Annotated in this window: 11 protein-coding genes; 9 read left to right on the top strand and 2 right to left on the bottom strand. The window is 67.8% G+C overall.

Features of this window, described 5'->3' with window-relative positions:
- Positions 1–3 precede the first annotated feature (3 nt).
- Complete coding sequence (locus tag BJL86_RS04825; protein WP_067477963.1) at positions 4–636, bottom strand: nitroreductase family protein; 633 nt, start codon at positions 634–636, stop codon at positions 4–6.
- A gap of 151 nt (positions 637–787) precedes the next feature.
- On the opposite strand from BJL86_RS04825, the gene BJL86_RS04820 reads away from it, so the two are divergent.
- Genes BJL86_RS04820 through BJL86_RS04790 form a run of 7 tightly spaced genes read left to right on the top strand, consistent with a single transcriptional unit; the run spans position 788 to position 12,537 of the window.
- The gene (locus BJL86_RS04820) at positions 788–3,478 is read left to right on the top strand and encodes a PEP/pyruvate-binding domain-containing protein (RefSeq protein WP_067477966.1); all 2,691 of its coding nucleotides are present in this window, start codon (positions 788–790) and stop codon (positions 3,476–3,478) included.
- Positions 3,475–6,969, top strand: coding sequence for a DUF6001 family protein (locus BJL86_RS04815; protein ID WP_067477968.1), 3,495 nt, complete (start codon positions 3,475–3,477; stop codon positions 6,967–6,969). The genes BJL86_RS04820 and BJL86_RS04815 overlap by 4 nt, the downstream gene beginning before the upstream one ends.
- A complete protein-coding gene (locus BJL86_RS04810) occupies positions 6,966–7,226 on the top strand; it encodes a phosphopantetheine-binding protein (RefSeq protein ID WP_067477971.1) in 261 nt (86 codons plus the stop codon). The genes BJL86_RS04815 and BJL86_RS04810 overlap by 4 nt, the downstream gene beginning before the upstream one ends.
- Positions 7,223–8,335, top strand: coding sequence for an SDR family oxidoreductase (locus tag BJL86_RS04805; protein WP_067477974.1), 1,113 nt, complete (start codon positions 7,223–7,225; stop codon positions 8,333–8,335). The genes BJL86_RS04810 and BJL86_RS04805 overlap by 4 nt, the downstream gene beginning before the upstream one ends.
- Positions 8,332–10,212 (top strand): AfsA-related hotdog domain-containing protein, encoded by a 1,881-nt coding sequence (locus tag BJL86_RS04800; protein WP_067477978.1) that lies wholly within the window; start codon positions 8,332–8,334, stop codon positions 10,210–10,212. The genes BJL86_RS04805 and BJL86_RS04800 overlap by 4 nt, the downstream gene beginning before the upstream one ends.
- Entirely contained in the window at positions 10,209–11,123 is a 915-nt protein-coding gene (locus tag BJL86_RS04795) for a UbiA family prenyltransferase (RefSeq protein ID WP_156515449.1), read from the top strand. The genes BJL86_RS04800 and BJL86_RS04795 overlap by 4 nt, the downstream gene beginning before the upstream one ends.
- 37 nt (positions 11,124–11,160) lie before the next feature.
- On the top strand, positions 11,161–12,537 hold the full coding sequence (locus tag BJL86_RS04790) for a cytochrome P450 (RefSeq protein WP_156515450.1): 1,377 nt from the start codon (positions 11,161–11,163) through the stop codon (positions 12,535–12,537).
- Here BJL86_RS04790 and BJL86_RS04785 read toward each other — a convergent pair.
- Positions 12,500–13,357 carry a bifunctional methylenetetrahydrofolate dehydrogenase/methenyltetrahydrofolate cyclohydrolase gene (locus BJL86_RS04785; RefSeq protein ID WP_197487654.1) on the bottom strand — a complete coding sequence of 286 codons (858 nt, stop codon included), beginning with the start codon at positions 13,355–13,357 and terminating at the stop codon, positions 12,500–12,502. The genes BJL86_RS04790 and BJL86_RS04785 overlap by 38 nt on opposite strands.
- Positions 13,358–14,474: 1,117 nt before the next feature.
- Between BJL86_RS04785 and BJL86_RS17065 the strand changes: the two genes are divergently transcribed.
- Together BJL86_RS17065 and trhO are read left to right on the top strand one after the other, a co-directional pair.
- Positions 14,475–14,732, top strand: a complete 258-nt coding sequence (locus BJL86_RS17065) for a hypothetical protein (protein WP_067477991.1) — start codon at positions 14,475–14,477, stop codon at positions 14,730–14,732.
- Positions 14,733–15,015: 283 nt separating this feature from the next.
- Positions 15,016–15,936 carry an oxygen-dependent tRNA uridine(34) hydroxylase TrhO gene (gene trhO, locus BJL86_RS04780; protein WP_075844852.1) on the top strand — a complete coding sequence of 307 codons (921 nt, stop codon included), beginning with the start codon at positions 15,016–15,018 and terminating at the stop codon, positions 15,934–15,936.
- Position 15,937 lies beyond the last annotated feature (1 nt).

Raw genomic sequence — 15,937 nt, 5'->3', positions numbered from 1 at the left:
CGACTACCACCCTTCGTCGTGGATCCGCTCGCGCCACCCGTACCTGGCCGCGGGCTTGAATGCTTGCCCTTCAGGGTAGGCCGTCGGAAGAGCCACGCCCAACGTGTACCCAATGGGCACGCCAAATAGCTTGCTGACCTCCGTCTGCGCATCGTTGAGTGTCGTCGTCCACGCGGTGACGAGGCCGCGGCCACGCGCCGCGAGCGCATAGCTCCACGCCGCCGGAAGGAGCGAAGACCACAACGATGCCTGGTTATCGGGTGTATCGGTGGGAGCTTCGACGAACCCCAGAACCACTGTGGGGAGACGACCGAAATTGTCCGCGAGGTGCATCGCGCTGCGCACGTCGGCGGGAAGATCCTCCTGGGGCACGCCGGCCAGGGCGTGGTCGTACCTTCCGTGCCAGAGACCGCGATAGATCTCGCCGAGCGCGGCGATGGACGCGCCGTTCTGCACGACGATCCAGTGCGCCTTGAGAGTTCCTGCGCCGGTCGGGGCCTGCGCGGCGATCCGGAGGCAGTCGTGGACATCCTCGCGGGCGACCGGGAGATCCAATCGAAGCCGTAGCCGGACCGACCTGGTTGTTGTCAACACAGCGACGAGGTCGTGGTTCCCGGGCGGATCCTGTTCGTTCATACCCCGTACTCTGCCGCATCGGAGGCGCCCGATGCGGCAGAGCGCTCACCCCGATGAGGAAACTCTCACGTCGCAAAGTGAAACGTACCCGCCTCCAGTTCCCGATAGTTCGGGAAGACCCTATGTGCACGAACCGCAATAGAATTGATGGATGGGATCCGCAGACGTGAGACTCGACCGGGCCGACGTACGAGAAGTCGGAGGCAAAGCGATCGGGCTACTCCGACTAGACGCCGCGGGACTCGACGTGCCGCCGTGGCGCGCACTCGATGCCGCGTACGGCCAGACACACCTGGGCCGCGTGCGGTCCCGTGCAGACTCTGGGTCCGCTGGTGGCTCTCTGCGGGAGCTGGCATTGAGCGAACCACTCGACGCGGACACCGAGGCGCGCATCGCGGCGATACTCGATGAACTGGACTGCGAGTTCGTGGCCGTGCGTTCCTCGGGCCTGGCCGAAGACGGCTCGGACGAATCCCTCGCCGGCCGCTTCGAGACCGTGCTCGGCGTGCGCGCAAACGATCCGCGCGCGGTAGAGGACGCGGTTCGTAGGTGCTGGGCCTCGGCGCTTCCGGATGTCGCTGCCTCGGCTGCCGAAGGGCCGGCCGCCGCGGGCACGCCGATGGCCGTCGTCATCCAGAAGATGGTCGATCCATACGCTGCGGGGGTTGCGTTCACGCTCGACGAGCGGGTGCTCGTGAGCGCGGCATACGGGCTCGGCGAGGGGGTCGTCTCCGGCGCCGTCGACGCCGACTCCGCGGTGCTCGACGTCGCCGGCGAGGTACTTACCGAGCGCATCGGAGCAAAGGAATCGGCGTTCCGCCGCGTCGGCGGTGAGGTCCACGAGCTGGAGGTCGGCCCCGCCGCGCGCGCCGAGTCCGCGCTCTCCCGCGAGCAGTACCGCACGCTCGGGCAGACGCTTTCGCGGATTGCCGAGGCCATCGGGCCGCGGCAGGACGTCGAGTTCGCTTTCGATGACGCCGGGCTACACATCCTGCAATGCCGCCCGGTGACCGCGTCGACGCCGATTCCCGACCTGCCCGTGCCCGTCGGGATCGACGACCTCGTCTCAGCCGAACGGGTCGGCGCCGGCGAGGCGCGCCTGTGGGACAACTCGAACATTCTCGAAAGCTTCAACGGCCCCACCTCACCGCTGACCTTCTCGACCGCGTCGAACGTGTACCGCCACGTCTACGACGGTTATGCACGTTCGCTGCGGGTGCCGCGCGCCCAGCTCGAGCAGGTCGCCGAGTGGACCCCGCACCTGCTCGGACAGTTCTACGGACGCGTGTACTACGACCTGTTGCACTGGTATCGGATGGTCGGAATCGCGCCCGGATACGCGCTCAACCGGCGCGTGCTCGAGGTCGCGCTCGGCGTCGGCGAGCCGCTGGATGCGAAGATCGCGCGCACCCTCGCACCGTTCACGTTCCGCACACCCGCCCATAAACTCGTCTCCCGCGCGATCACCACCGCGACCTATGTTCGCAGGATCGCCACGGTCGAGTCGTTCGTCGACGATTTCCTCCGTGACTTCGACGCCATCTACGCCCGCTTCGACGCGCTCGACTACGACGAGATGGAAGGGACGGAGGTTCTCGCTCGCTTCGAGGAACTCGAGAGCGAACTGCTGCGTCGGTGGGGGCCGGTGATGGTGCTCGACGCGGCACTTCTCACGTTGTCCGGACTGTTGTTCGCGCTGACCAAGCTCTTTTTGCCGAAGGCGCCCGAATGGTTCGGATTCGCGGTGATCGCGCCCGGCGAGGATATCGAGTCCGCCGAGCCCGCCCACGCCCTTGCGGACATGGCCGCGCTCCTCGACGACGAGACGGTGGCCGAGCGCATCCGCCGCGGCGATCCCGGCGAGGTATATGCGTGGATCCGGGACCACGGCCCGGAGAAGTTGCGCCTCGCGGCCGAGAAATACATCGACAACTACGGCTACCGCAGCCTCGATGAGCTCAAGCTAGAGATCCCCGACCTCCGCGAGGACCCGTCGATGCTCGTCGTCCTGTTGCGAGCGGCGATGGCCGGCGGCGCCCCGAATCGAGGAGAAGACGCCGAGGCCTACCTCGACGCGAATCTGCACGGCGTGCGCCGCCGCGTCTACGAGGCGCTACGCCGCAAGACCTCCGCGGGTGCCGCCGCGCGCGAGCGCCTGCGCTTCGCACGCACTCGCGCATTCGGGATGGTCAAGCGCATGGTTCGCGCCATGGGCCGCGACCTCGCCGCCCGCGGGGTCCTCGGAGAATTCGAGGATGTGTTCTTCCTGACTCTGGACGAGCTTCGCGCGCAACTTCGTGGCGGCACCACTTCTGACGGCGGAGAAGCCGCGCGCGCATCAGTGGAGCGGCGCCGGGAGGCTCTACATCTGTCGCGCTCGGTTGCGGGCCCAGCGCGGTTCTGGACCTCGGGTCCGGTGAGCGGCCGCGGCGAGCTCGCCGAGCTCGGCTTCGTTCCGCGGTCGGGGCTACCGGCGGCGGAGGCCGGCGACGAGCTCACCGGCGTGGCCTCGTCCTCGGGCGTTGCCGAGGGCACGGTGGTTGTCGTCGATTCGCCGGCCGATATCCGCGAGGGCATCCTCGTCGGCTACCGCACCGATCCGGGCTGGGCGGCGGCGCTGCCCGCGGCACAGGCACTTCTCATCGAGCGCGGATCGCCGCTCACCCACGTCGCGATCATCGCGCGCGAGCTGGGCATTCCCACGGTCGTGCAGATCGAGAACCTCACCTCGCTGCTGCGCGACGGGATGCGAGTGCGCGTGGACGCTACCGCGGGCACGGTTACCGTTCTCGGCGGCGCCGAGGAATCGGACGCAGAGCAGGATGAGGAGGCGAAGCGATGACGGCCACCTCGACTCCTCGTTCGACGGGCAGGGAAGAACGGCGTCGGTGGGCGGATATCGACATCGCCCGCGTTGTCGGCTGGGTTGATGAGCCGGGCAGCTCCGCCGTCATACGTGCATTGACAGATGGCGGCGAATGGGACTGCCTCGGCTACGACGAGGCGGCTTCCCGGGTACGCGAGCTCGGCGATGCGATCGCGTACTGGCTGGCCTCGAACGGCTACGGCGCCGATACGCCGGTCGCCGTGATCGCGCCTACGGCCGTCGACACGGTGATCGCCTACTGGGCGGTACTCGACTCCGGCGCTGCGCTCGTGCCGCTGTCGCCTCCCGGGCTCGGCGAGGCGGACGCGGCCGCAGAGAAGATCGCCGGGATCCTGGAGGTCTCCGGCGCACCGCTCGTGCTGGCGAGCGACGACTTCTCCCCGCTCGCCGAGCGGGCCCGGGAGCTCGCCGGTTCGAGGGCGCACATCGTCTCCCCCGCTGCGTTGGCCGCGCGGGCCGGGCGGGTCGGCGATTCCGGAGCGGACCGGGATCGCGGCGAGATCGCGCTCCTGCAATTCACCTCCGGGTCGACGGGTTCGCCGCGAGGTGTGGTGATCAGCTGGGAGGCGCTCGCGCACAACCTCGACATGATCGCAGGTCACGTAGACTTCGAGGCCGGCGACGGGTTCTGCTCGTGGCTGCCGATGTTCCACGACATGGGACTGGTGGGGATCGTGCTGCTGGCGGTGTCGACCAGGTCACGACTGGAGCTGATGCGCCCGGACCAGTTCATTCGATGGCCCGAACGCTATGTGGAGATGCTCTCGCGATGCCAGCACTCGGCGAGCCCGTCCTTCGGCCTGGGCTACGCGGCATACCGCCTGCGCGGGCGCGAACTTCCCGATGTGGATTTATCGGGGTTCAAGTCGTTGGTCATCGGTTCCGAGCCGCTGCGCGCTGCGGACATCTCCGGGTTCCTCGAGCGGTTCGGCGAGCTGGGGTTCACCGTCGCTCAGATTCGGCCCGCTTACGGGCTCGCCGAATCGACGCTCATGTCGTGCGGGACGCGGCTCGGCGAGACGATGCGGGCTCTCGCGCTCTCTCCGGCTACGGAGATCGGCCGGCCCGCGGCAATCTCCGACGAATGGTCCGCCACAGACGGTTCGTTGCCCGGCGCCGACGCCGTCACCTGGTCGTTCTGCGTGGGCGCACCAGACGCCGACGCGCCGGTGACCATCTGCGATCCCGATGGTGCGCCGCTGCCTGCGGGCACGGTCGGCGAGATCTGCGTCGCCGGGCCGTCGATCGCGGACGGCTATGTCCAGGCCTTGGACGGGCCGGTCGACCCCGAGAGGACTCGGTTCGACCGCGGAGTGCTGCGCACAGGCGATGCGGGGTTCTTCCACGAGGGCGGACTGTACGTTCTCGGGCGTATCGGTACCTCGCTGAAGACGCGTGGGCGCACCGTGTTCATGGAGGACCTCGACGCTGCGGTCGCCCACGCGACCGGGCTCCCCGGCGGACGGGTCGCCGCCGCGGCCGCGCCGCAGGCCGGTGGGCCGAAGGTACTCCTGGCTCTCGAGACGCCGCGCGCCGAGCAATCCGAGTCCGCGCGCACCGTGTTGCGCGCGCTGTGCGGGGACCGCGAGGTCGAGGTGCGCGAGGTTTCGCGCGGGTTCATCCCCCGAACCTCCAGCGGCAAGCCGCGCCGCCACGAACTCATCCGGCTCCTCGCCGGCTCGGCGGATGGTGACAGCAGTCCCGCGAACGGCGACCACGACGACCGAAGGGGCCCTTCCGCTACTCCTGCAGTGGGCTCGGGGGAGGACGCGCGCGACTACGCCGGCCCCGACATCCTCGCCCTGTGGGAGACGGTCGCGCCGCGCGTCGACGTTCCCGCCGCCGCGGGCGTTCTCCACGAGGGTTCGCTCGCCGAGGGCTTCGGCAACGCGCGCAGCGACGTCGACTTCCTCGTCGTCATCCCCGGCGATCCGTCCACTCCGACGATGCCGACCGTTCTGTTCGAGGCGGGCCGCCGGGTCGAGGTGCGCACGCGCTCGGAGTCCGAGATCCACGCGCAATTCGATCGGCTTGCCGTCGAGGCGGCCGCCGCGGACGATCCCGACCCCGAGGTCCCGGGCGAGGATATTCTCAATCGCTGCCAGCGGCTCGCGGGGTCCAAGCTGGTGCGCGCGTCCGCCGTCATAGACGGTGTGTCCCTTCCCCACACACGTGAGCTGGCGGGAGTCCTCGGTAAGTGGTGGCGGGTGCGGGCGGAGTCGTGCCGCGCCCGGGCCGTGGCCGCTCGGGCATTCGGCAATGCCGCCGGCGAAGCGGGCTGGATGCGCGAGGCCGGTGTGCAGGCGCTCAAGGCGGAGCTCGCCGGCAAGGGCGAGACGTACCTGGAATCCAAGTGGCTCGCCGAGCAGCTGCGCCGCGCAGGTGACTCCGCGGCGGCCGAGCTGCTGGGAGCAACGGGAGGCGCGTCGACCGGCTTTGCCGTGCGGTGGGCCGAGCTCGCCGACGAGCGCCTGGGCACGCGCGCGCCGTCGCCGGCGCAGCTTCGCATCGAGCGCGCGCCGGAGGTGACCACGTGGATCATCGGTTCGCGGGCGCACGTCGTCCGCGGGCGCGAAGATGTGTTCGTTCTGACGTCGGAGTTCGCGGATGCCTGGCGGCGCGTTGTTCCCGGGCGATCCCTGGCTTGGCATCTAGACGGTGACTCGGCACGTGCGGACGTGCTGGAATGGGCGCTCGACCTGGGGCTGGTGCGGCTTTCGGTGCGCGCCGGGCAGGAGTGGCGCGAGGTGCGGCCCGCGATGTCGATGGTCGCCGAGGCGAAGGCGGTGAGCCCTCCAGTGGTGAGCGCCGTGCCCGCGCTGACGCTGGCCGGCGCGACCACCGCGAACTCGCGGGTTCCGTTCGTCCGGTCCGCGTTGCGCGCCGAGGATTTCGCCGCGTGCGGGATGGCTCTCGTGTGGTCGCTGATGGTGACCGAGAACGCGCGCGAGGACCTCGACGGCGCGCTGCGCAGCGAGCAATGGGGCGTCGCGTCGGCCGCCGCGGCGCGCGTGGTGCTGTTGTCCTCGCGACTCGTGCTCACCAGCTGCGGGGTGTACCCGCTGCCGGCAGACGTGCAGCCAGCGCGTTCACTGCGCACGCTCTGCCCGCCGAGCCCGCAGCTCGATTCCCTCGCGGGCACGGTCGACGATCTACTCGGAGAGCTCACGTCGGCGGAGGCGATCCGCGCCGATCCGGCGGGCCTCACCGCGCGGATCGACGAGCTCGTCCGGGCCGTGCGCGAACTCGCGATCGGCGCCGGTTTCCCCTCGTCCTTCGACGGCCCCGCGCAGTGGAACGCAACCCTGAAGATCGCCTACGACTGGCTGCGGCTCGGCGGATACCTCGACGCGACGCTGCCGCTCGACGAAGCCAGAGACCTCGTCGAATCCGGCGGCCAACAACCGCACGCCGGCATCGACACGACTGAAGGAGACATCCCATGACCGACGCCGCCCAGGCACGCAAGCGGGCCCTCGACGTCGTCGAGGCGATGGCACCGAACCCGCCGGTCGGCGGTCTACAGCCGGAACTTCGTCTCATCGACGATCTCGGCTTCGACTCGCTCCGCCTCGTCGAGCTGACGATGGCGCTCGAGGACGCACTCGAACTCGACCCCATCCCCCAGGCCAGGCTCGCCGGGGTGATGACGGTGGATGCAGTGCAGGATCTCGCGGCAGAGATGAAGGGCTCCGGATCATGAGCGGCGGCGCAGTACTGGTTACCGGCGCGGCGGGGCTGGTCGGCGCGGAAGTGTGCGCGCGAATGGCACGGCAGGGGCGGCGCGTGCTCGCGATGGTGCACAGCACACCCGATATCCGTACGGTCGACGGGCCGCTCCACGCGGCCCGCGTCCGCGTCGTCTCCGGAGACGTCACGGCCGCCGGTCTCGGCCTCGACCCGACCGACTCGCTGGTGCGGCAGGTCGACACTGTCGTCCACTGCGCGGCGACCACCAACTTCTCCGAGCCCGACGAGGTATACCGGCGTCTCAATATCGGCGGCACCGAGAACGCCGTCGCCTTCGCCCAGCGCGCCTCGGCGCGGCTCGTGCACGTGTCGACGGCGTACGTGTGCGGCAAGCTCGACGAGCAAGCCGGCCCGGGGGCGACGTTCGGCGAATCCGAACTCGACCGGGGGCAACGTTTCAACAACGGCTACGAGGCCTCGAAGCTCGAGGCCGAACGGATTGTGCTGGACGCCGAGCGCGGCGGCCTGCCCGTCGCCATCGTGCGCCCCGGGATCGTATGTGGGCACAGCGAGGACGGCCGCATCACCGACCGCCGAAACCTCTACCTCGTACTCAAGCTCATCACCGAGGGCAAGCTCCGCACCCTTCCCGGGCGCTACGGCGCGACGCTCGCGCTCGCCCCTGTGGACATGGTCGCCGACGTCATCGCGCACGTCGTCGCCGACGGCATTACCGGCCGTACCTTCCACGCGGTCGGACGGGACGCGCTCAGCCTGCGCGATGTCTCGGATGTAATCTCCGAGTATCCCTGCTTCGACATCAACCGCTTCGTGCCGCCCGCCGGTTTCGACCCCGGCGAGCTCGACCGTCGCGAGCGCGCCTACTTCGACCGCGTCGCCCGCGACTACACCGACTACTTCGTCCGGACCGTCCGCTTCGACACCACGGCCACGAGGGAGTTGCTCGCCGCCCATGACGCCGCGCTTCCAGCAAGCGGGAGGGAGCTTCTTCGCGCGATCTTCGACGATTGCCTTCGGGTGGGCTTCCTCGCCGACGGCCTGCGCTCGGTTGACGAGGCCGTGGCGAGCGTCGCTGCAGGCGACGCGGGAGGACGCCGATGAGTACCGAAAACACCGCACGGACACCCGCGAGCCTGCTCGGGTCCTGGACGCGTTCACCGGATAAGGCCGAGATCTTCGCCCGCGACACGTGGTATCTCGAGGCCTCCGAGCAGCTGGCCGAACGAACCGAGGACGCTGCCGCCGAGGGCGCCCGCACGGCCGTGCTCCTCATCAAGCCCGACGGGGTGTGCGCCGGCGCGGCACCGGCAGCGGTCGACTGGCTACTCGAGGCCGGCTACACGATTCACGACGCCGCGGCACTCGAGCTCGGCCGCAACGACATTCGCGCGCTGTGGCTGCACCAGTGGAATATCGCCTCGGCCGAGCGGCGGGGATTGGCCGACGTCATCCGCTCGTTGTCGCCCTCGCTGGTCCTCGTTCTCGGACGAGACCGCACCGACGGGGACATCCCTACATCCGTCGAGCTCACCTCCGCGAAGGGACCGACCGACCCGACCAAGCGCGTGCCCGGCGAGCTCCGCCACGCGCTGCCGACCGACTCGTACCTGCTCAATTTCGTCCACACCCCGGACGAACCCGCCGACGTATTACGCGAGCTGGGAATTTATTTCGACACCGCGCGCAGGGCGCAGGCATTCGAACGGATCCTGTCGCGCCACGACTCCGCGGCCACCGCGCGTACCCTTGCCGCCGAGCTCACCAACAAGCACCGAAAGCCCACTATCAATGTAGAGAACTCCCGGATAGCGCTCATCGCTCGCTCGCACCGCGGGGAAACCACCGAGGACACCGCGCGCCGGCTCCTCGCCTCGCCGGCCGAGCTCGATCCGCTCACCGCCTGGCATGTCCTCGTGGCGGGGGCGGGATCGCTGCCCATGCGCACCCCGCACGGCGACGTCACTCTCGCCAATCCCGGCGCCGCTGCGTGGCGAACCGGGACGGCCGAGCCGCTGCATACGCGCACCCTCGACCGTCGGCTCGTCCACCGCCGGTCGCGCGCCGAGACGTTCGTGTCCACCATGGCCGAACCGCGCCGCGACGACCAGGGGCGCCTCGTCGTTCCCGTCGGCGCGCAGGTCTCCCGCGCCCACCCCGTGCACGGCGATCACCTCGGCGCCCAATCCGGGCGAGTCGACCTGCTCCAGCTGATGGAGACCTGCCGGCAGGGCGCCATCGCAAGCGCTCACGTCAACTATGGTGCGCCGCTGGGGCACGCGTTCATCGTGCGCCGATTCAGCGGTACCTTCGACGGCGATGCCCCGCGACATTCGGGGCGACCGCTGGAAATCACCATCGATATCGCCTCCGAACGCGAACGTGCCGCGCCCGGCAGAGACGGCACGGTCACTGGACTCGATGTGGACTTCACGGTGTTCGGCCCCGAACGCGCTCGCCTCGCGACGTTCTCCGGTTCCTACACGTGGCTGTCGCAGGCGGACTACCAGGCGCTTCGGTCAGCAGCCCGCGAGTTCTCGGGCTTCGCCGGCGATCCGGTCGCGCTCGCGCCGTGCACGCCGATCACAGCGAAGGAAATCCTCCGCGAGGTCGCGGCGAATGCCGTCATCTCCCCCGGCGGCCTGCAGCTGGTCGTGGACCCGTCCCACCCGGTGCACTTCGACCACTCCCTCGACCACGTTCCCGGCATGCTCCAGCTCGAAGGCGCACGCCAGTCCGCGCTGCTCACCGTGCCCGCCGGCGAACGCGATCACTGGCATATGACGTCGATCGATGCGGATTTCCGTGGCTTCGGCGAGCTCGAGAGCGAAGTCGAGCTCGACACGTCGTCCCAGGACGCGCCGACCGGCGCCACGCTCGGGGCGCGCGTTCTCCTACGCCAACGGGGTCGGATGATCTCCGATGTGCTCGTGGGCTTGCGTCGTCCCGATATCGGCGAGACGGGGCCTGGTAGCCGATGACGCCGCTAGGTGTGGCCGGGGCGACCGCGGTGTTTTTCCGCGAGCGCTTTCCCGCCTACTACATCCTCTACGCCGTCCTATGGTCCTCGGCGGCGACGTCCGCCGCGCGGGAGCTCGCCGATTTCGACGTCGACGCCGCCGATGCCGGGCGCTTCGCTGCGCAGACGGTCGCGCTGCTGGCGGCGCTCATCTCGCTGCGCCTACTCGACGATCTCAAGGATCTTCCCGGCGACCGAGCGGCGCACCCGCAGCGCCCGCTCCCCTCCGGTCGCGCCACCCCGGCCGAGTTCGGCGCGGCCGCGGGCTTCTTCGCCGCGGCGGCGCTTGCACTCGCCTATCTGTCCGCGGGCGTCGTGGGCGCGGCGGCCCTCGCGGTGGTCCTCGCCTACGGAATCGCGTTGTGGCCGCTCGGCCGCGCGATACCGCACCTGGAGCGTCGGCCGCTCCTGGAGATGGCGTTGACGTACCCGGTGCAGGTCCTGGCCACGGTATTTCTCCTGGCCTCGACGTACCAGCGACTGGAACCCGGCGCGGCCACCCCGCAGATCATTTGGGTGTTCGTGTTCTTCGCCGGCGCCTTCCTGCAGTTCGAGGTCGCGCGCAAGTCCGCCTCCGCCGAGGGGTCGGCCGCCGGTGACTATTCGGACGTGCTCGGCGTGCGCGGCGCGGCGGCGCTGTCCGCGGCGTTCTCGGTCCTCGCAGTGTTCGGAGCGATCATCCTCGCTCATCCCTGGGACACCGCGCCGGTGTTCAACGTCGCAGGATGGCTCCTTCCGTTGACGCTGATCATCCCGTTCGATTCCCTGTGGAACTACGCGCGCGGCGAGCGGGACCGGCCGAGCACGGCCTCGTCTGCGCTCTTCCTCGTCCTGCTCTACCTCTGTGTTTCCCTGCTCGTGCTCATCGGCTGAGCCTGACCACCGCTAGCCGGAAGGATCCGTGATCAACATGGCCGCATTCCCGAAACGCCCCGCCGACGTCCCCTGGGCTCCGGGGCGCCTCCCCGGGATCGGCCATGCGCGCCAGCTCATCACCGATCCGCTCCCGTTCGTCCGCTCCCTGCCGACGTACGGTCCCGTGGTCAAGGTCGGGCTGGGGCCGCGCCCGCTCTACATGGCCACGACGATCGAACTGGTGCGGGATGTCGGCCTCGGCCGGGCCGGCGAATTCCACCGCGACAATCTCATCGAGCCTGTCGCCCCGTTCACGGGCCGTTCGCTGGTCACGCTCAGCGGGTCCGATCACCGTCGCCGGCGCCGTCTCATCGCGCCGGCCTTCCACCGCAACCGCATCGCTGTGTACGCGGAGTCCTATGCCGAGATCGCCGAGCAGTGGCTGGGCACGCTTCCCGTCGGTACGCCGTTCGAGGCCACGCCTTACGTGGATAAGCTCGCGATCGACACGCTCATGGCCTCGCTCATTCGCGCCGACGTCGGCGCCGACGCGCGCTCGGTCCTCAGCTCGAAGTCCCCCGAACTTCTCGCCGAGGCCTCGATCCGCACAATTCTCCCCGTCGCGGTCGCCGAGCTGCGCCGCGGCGCCCACCGCCGCTTCCTCGACACCTCGGACCGCATGCGCGCGGAGGCGAAGAACGTCGTCGCGGAGTACCGCCGCCACGGCGACGACCGCGGCGATCTGCTCTCGACGCTGGTCAATCATGTCGACCCGGGGACGGGTGAGTTCCTCGGTGACGAGGACATCGTCGACGAGCTCGTCGGTTTCGTCATGGGCGGCATCGAATCGCCGGCGGGCATGCTCCTGGCGTTCCTGCACGAGCTCACCCACTCGCCGTCCGCGCGGTCGGAGGTCATCGACGAGATCGATGACGTCGTGGGGTCCGGGCCCGTCGAGGCTCACCACGCCACCTCGCTGCCGGCCACGCGCCGCGCCCTCATGGAGACGATGCGCCTGTGGACCTCGTGGATCACGCTGCTCGATGCGCGCGGCGAGATCCGTCTCGGCGATCTCACGCTCGGAGGCGGCGTCCAGATCGGGATGAGCCCGCAAGCGATCCACCACGATCCGCGCAACTTCCCCCGACCCGCCGCGTTCGAGCCGCACCGCTGGCTCCCGGGCCACGAGTCCGAGGCACGCGATACCGCCGCGATCCCCTTCGGCGTCGGCGTGCGCAACTGCCCAGCCGACCTGTATTCGTGGTCGGCACTCACAATCCAGGCCGCCGCGATCCTGCAGAACTTCGTCCCGGTCGCCCAGGACGACGGCGCCCCACGCACCGCAGTCGGCTACACCACCAAGGGCGTCGGGATCCGCCCGAACAGCGTGCGGATCAGTCTGTTTCCGCGAGGCGCTCGGCCCGCTCGATAACGTTCGTCATCAGGAAGGCACGGGTCAGCGGACCCACACCTCCGGGGTTGGGGCTGACGGCGCCCGCCACATCCCACACGTCGGGTGCGAGATCTCCTGCAAGCTTACCGTCGACGCGCGAGACGCCCACGTCGAGGAGCGCGGCGCCCGGCTTCACCATGTCCGCGGTGATCATGTGCGGCACGCCGGCCGCGGCGATAACGATGTCGGCGTTGCGGGTGTGCGCCGCGAGGTCCTTCGTGCCGGTGTGGCACAGCGTCACTGTGGCGTTCTCGCTGCGACGGGTGAGCATCAGTCCGATCGGCCGCCCGACGGTGAGCCCGCGACCGACGACCACGACCTCGGCGCCGGCGATCTCGACGTCGAAGCGGCGCAGCAGCGCCAGGCAGCCATTCGGGGTGCACGGCAGCGGCGCGTCCTGTCCGATGACGAGACGGCCGAGGTTCGTCGGGTGCAGCCCGTCGGCGTCCTTATCCGGGGCGATGCGCTCGAGAATCGCGTTCTCGTCGAGGTGCTTCGGCAGCGGGAGTTGCACGATGTAGCCGGTGCACTCGGGGTCGGCGTTGAGCCTGTCGATCTCGGCCTCGAGCTGGGACTGCGTGGTGTCCTCGGGTAGGTCGACGCGGATCGATTTGATCCCGATCTGCTCGCAGTCGCGGTGCTTCATCTTCACATACGACGCGCTTCCCGGATCGTCTCCGACGAGCACGGTTGCCAGACCGGGCACGATGCCCTTTTCCGCCAGCGCCGCTGCGCGCTTGGTCAGGTCGGCGACGATCTCGTCGCGGGTTAGCTTGCCGTCCAGTTTGATCGCAGTCACGCCGCCAATTATTGCAGGTTCGATTCTCTAGCTCGATTTTCCACGGGTGAGTTTGTGGGTTGTTTGGTTTGAGACATGCGAGCGTCGGCAGTGGGCTGGCGCGTCGCCGTGGCTTCCCCGGACCCTGACCTGCTGCGATCGATGACCGCGACCAGCGGGTGGTGGCCGAAATGCTACTTCTTTGCCTGGATTGCCTGCTGCGGGCCACGCTGCGCATGGCGTGGTCTGCGGCGTGTTCGACCAGGTTGATCCGGGCAACGAGCTCGCGGAGGCGTCGACGCGCAGCTTAGACGCAATTTCAGCCATCGGGACACGACCGGCAAACGAGCACGCCCGCGACAGGATAGAACCAACAATGACGGTGCCGGAAGTCTTCACTTGCATGACGCCTTTGTCATGAACAACTTTTTAGCATAAGCAACCCGAAACTATTCGAATTAGTCATCCTTTCCATCTTCCACGCGCAGCACAATCCCAAAAACCGTGAAGAATCAAAGCTAAAGGCGTGAACCGAATTGGTTAGGAATTAACTTAGACGTAAATGCCTATTTATAGATGTTACTTAGGGTTTGTCGAGGGAAGGTATCCCAGTTTGAACAATCGCGCTAAGGAGTGCTTATGTCGTCAAAGCTTGCTATACGCGCAACTGCCCTGACCCTTGCCGTGGCTGCCCCGCTAACCTATGTGCCTGCGGCGAACGCCGCTACTGAACCGTCTGTCGATTAGAAGCAGATCCATTCCTTGGTCTCCTCAGTATCGGCAGATCCTGAATCTGGAAGCATCGCTTTTGATGGAGAGAACGCTCTCGCGGCCGGAGTCAAGCCCGAGCTCGTCGCTTTGACTGAGAACAACATCACGCAGTATGCAGAGGACGGGAAAACGGAAAATGCTGAAGTAGCATGGGTGCCTGTGGCCATGGTGGCCGCGCGTGCAATTGTCGCTGCTGCTCGCGCTGTCCCGGGGGCGTACCGTGCACTTTCGAGTGCAGTTCGAGCGGGGTACGGGACCTTCAATTCTTGGTGCATCAATAACCCTGCCATTTGTGCGATCCCGGGCGGGTTGGGAACGGCGGCTCTATACGATGCGCTGACGAGCCTGGTTTAACGAGGAGCGGCGAGTGAACATCAGTTCAGAGGTGAACGCGAAACCACAGAATAGTGTTTTCGGGGCGATAGCTATTCTCGGATTGCTTTTGACGTTCACGATTCTCGTTCCAGATGGTGGTAGCTCCATCCAAAAGGCGCTTCTGGCGGCTATTGCACTTGGTTTTGCCATTTCCTTGTATGTTGCCGTAATTAAGGACAGAAATATTATGTTCGGGATAATATGCGCAACGCTTCTAGCGGGGACCGGCGCGGTAGCTATTCTAAGCTGATATTGGCTACCACCATGAGGTGCCGCCCGCCAGCGTAGGCGGCACCTTCTTTGTCTCTGAAGCCGAGACCGCGATAACGGGTTTCTGTCTTTCTGACGAAAGGTCCATGGAGCAGTCCCGTGCCATTCTCATGGATCTGTTTTGAACTTTCGCAACCCAAAGCGGCACCTTTCCCAAATCCCACACTCAACACAGGCCCAAAGCCGTGAGAATTGAGGCTGGCCGCGCGCTGCCTACACGCGGCAATTTAGAAACCAGCGCCCGGGCGTAGCACTATTTACCTATGGCGAACGGCAAGATCCTTCTGTACTACTGCTTCACTCCCCTGGCGGATCCGCACGCGATCATGCTGTGGCAGCAGGCGTTGTGCGAGAAACTCGGCCTCCGCGGCCGCATCATCGTCTCGCCCGACGGGATCAACGGCACGGTCGGCGGAGAGCTCGCCGACTGCAAGGCCTATCGCAAGGCCACCCGCGCGTACCTGCCGTTTCGCGATATGCCGTTCAAGTGGTCCGAGGGGTCGGCCGCGGATTTCCCGCGCCTGTCGGTCAAGGTCCGCGACGAGGTCGTCTCCTTCGGCGTCCCGGAGGAACTCGAAGTCGACTCGGGCGGGGTCGTCGGCGGTGGCACGCACCTATCGCCCGAGGAGGTCAACGCGCTCGCCGAGTCCCGCGACGACGTGGTGTTCTTCGATGGCCGCAACGCCTACGAGGCCAAAATCGGGAAGTTCAAGAATGCGATCGTGCCCGACGTCACGACGACCCACGATTTCATCTCCGAGCTCGAATCGGGCAAGTACGACGAGCTCAAGGACAAGCCGATCGTCACCTATTGCACCGGCGGCATCCGCTGCGAGGTGCTGTCCTCGCTCATGACCTCCCGCGGCTTTTCCGAGGTGTATCAGATCGACGGCGGCATCGCCCGCTACGGCGAGAAGTACGCCAACCGCGGCCTGTGGGAGGGCTCGATGTACGTCTTCGACCGGCGGATGCACATGGAGTTCGGGCCGAAGAACGATCCGGACTACCGCCAGCTCGGCGAGTGCGAGGACTGCGGCGCCCCCACCAACGAGTTCGTCAACCGCGACCGCGGCGGCGAGCGCGTCCTCGTGCTTCTGTGCGACGACTGCGCGGCCGCGTCCACGGACCCCACCGCCAAGAATTCCGATGACGTCGGACGCCGCGATTCCCAGGCCGCGGGGTAGC

The organism is Dietzia timorensis, from assembly GCF_001659785.1.
Taxonomy (GTDB): domain Bacteria; phylum Actinomycetota; class Actinomycetes; order Mycobacteriales; family Mycobacteriaceae; genus Dietzia; species Dietzia timorensis.
The sequence above is the reverse complement of the archived record's forward strand: the minus strand, read 5'-3'. Positions and strand labels throughout refer to the sequence as shown.

What these genes read in the sequence shown, in the direction of transcription:
- BJL86_RS04825 (WP_067477963.1), bottom strand. Translation starts at nt 636, where the DNA reads ATGAACGAACAGGATCCGCCCGGGAACCACGACCTCGTCGCTGTGTTG.
- BJL86_RS04820 (WP_067477966.1), top strand. Translation starts at nt 788, where the DNA reads ATGGGATCCGCAGACGTGAGACTCGACCGGGCCGACGTACGAGAAGTC.
- BJL86_RS04815 (WP_067477968.1), top strand. Translation starts at nt 3,475, where the DNA reads ATGACGGCCACCTCGACTCCTCGTTCGACGGGCAGGGAAGAACGGCGT.
- BJL86_RS04810 (WP_067477971.1), top strand. Translation starts at nt 6,966, where the DNA reads ATGACCGACGCCGCCCAGGCACGCAAGCGGGCCCTCGACGTCGTCGAG.
- BJL86_RS04805 (WP_067477974.1), top strand. Translation starts at nt 7,223, where the DNA reads ATGAGCGGCGGCGCAGTACTGGTTACCGGCGCGGCGGGGCTGGTCGGC.
- BJL86_RS04800 (WP_067477978.1), top strand. Translation starts at nt 8,332, where the DNA reads ATGAGTACCGAAAACACCGCACGGACACCCGCGAGCCTGCTCGGGTCC.
- BJL86_RS04795 (WP_156515449.1), top strand. Translation starts at nt 10,209, where the DNA reads ATGACGCCGCTAGGTGTGGCCGGGGCGACCGCGGTGTTTTTCCGCGAG.
- BJL86_RS04790 (WP_156515450.1), top strand. Translation starts at nt 11,161, where the DNA reads ATGGCCGCATTCCCGAAACGCCCCGCCGACGTCCCCTGGGCTCCGGGG.
- trhO (WP_075844852.1), top strand. Translation starts at nt 15,016, where the DNA reads ATGGCGAACGGCAAGATCCTTCTGTACTACTGCTTCACTCCCCTGGCG.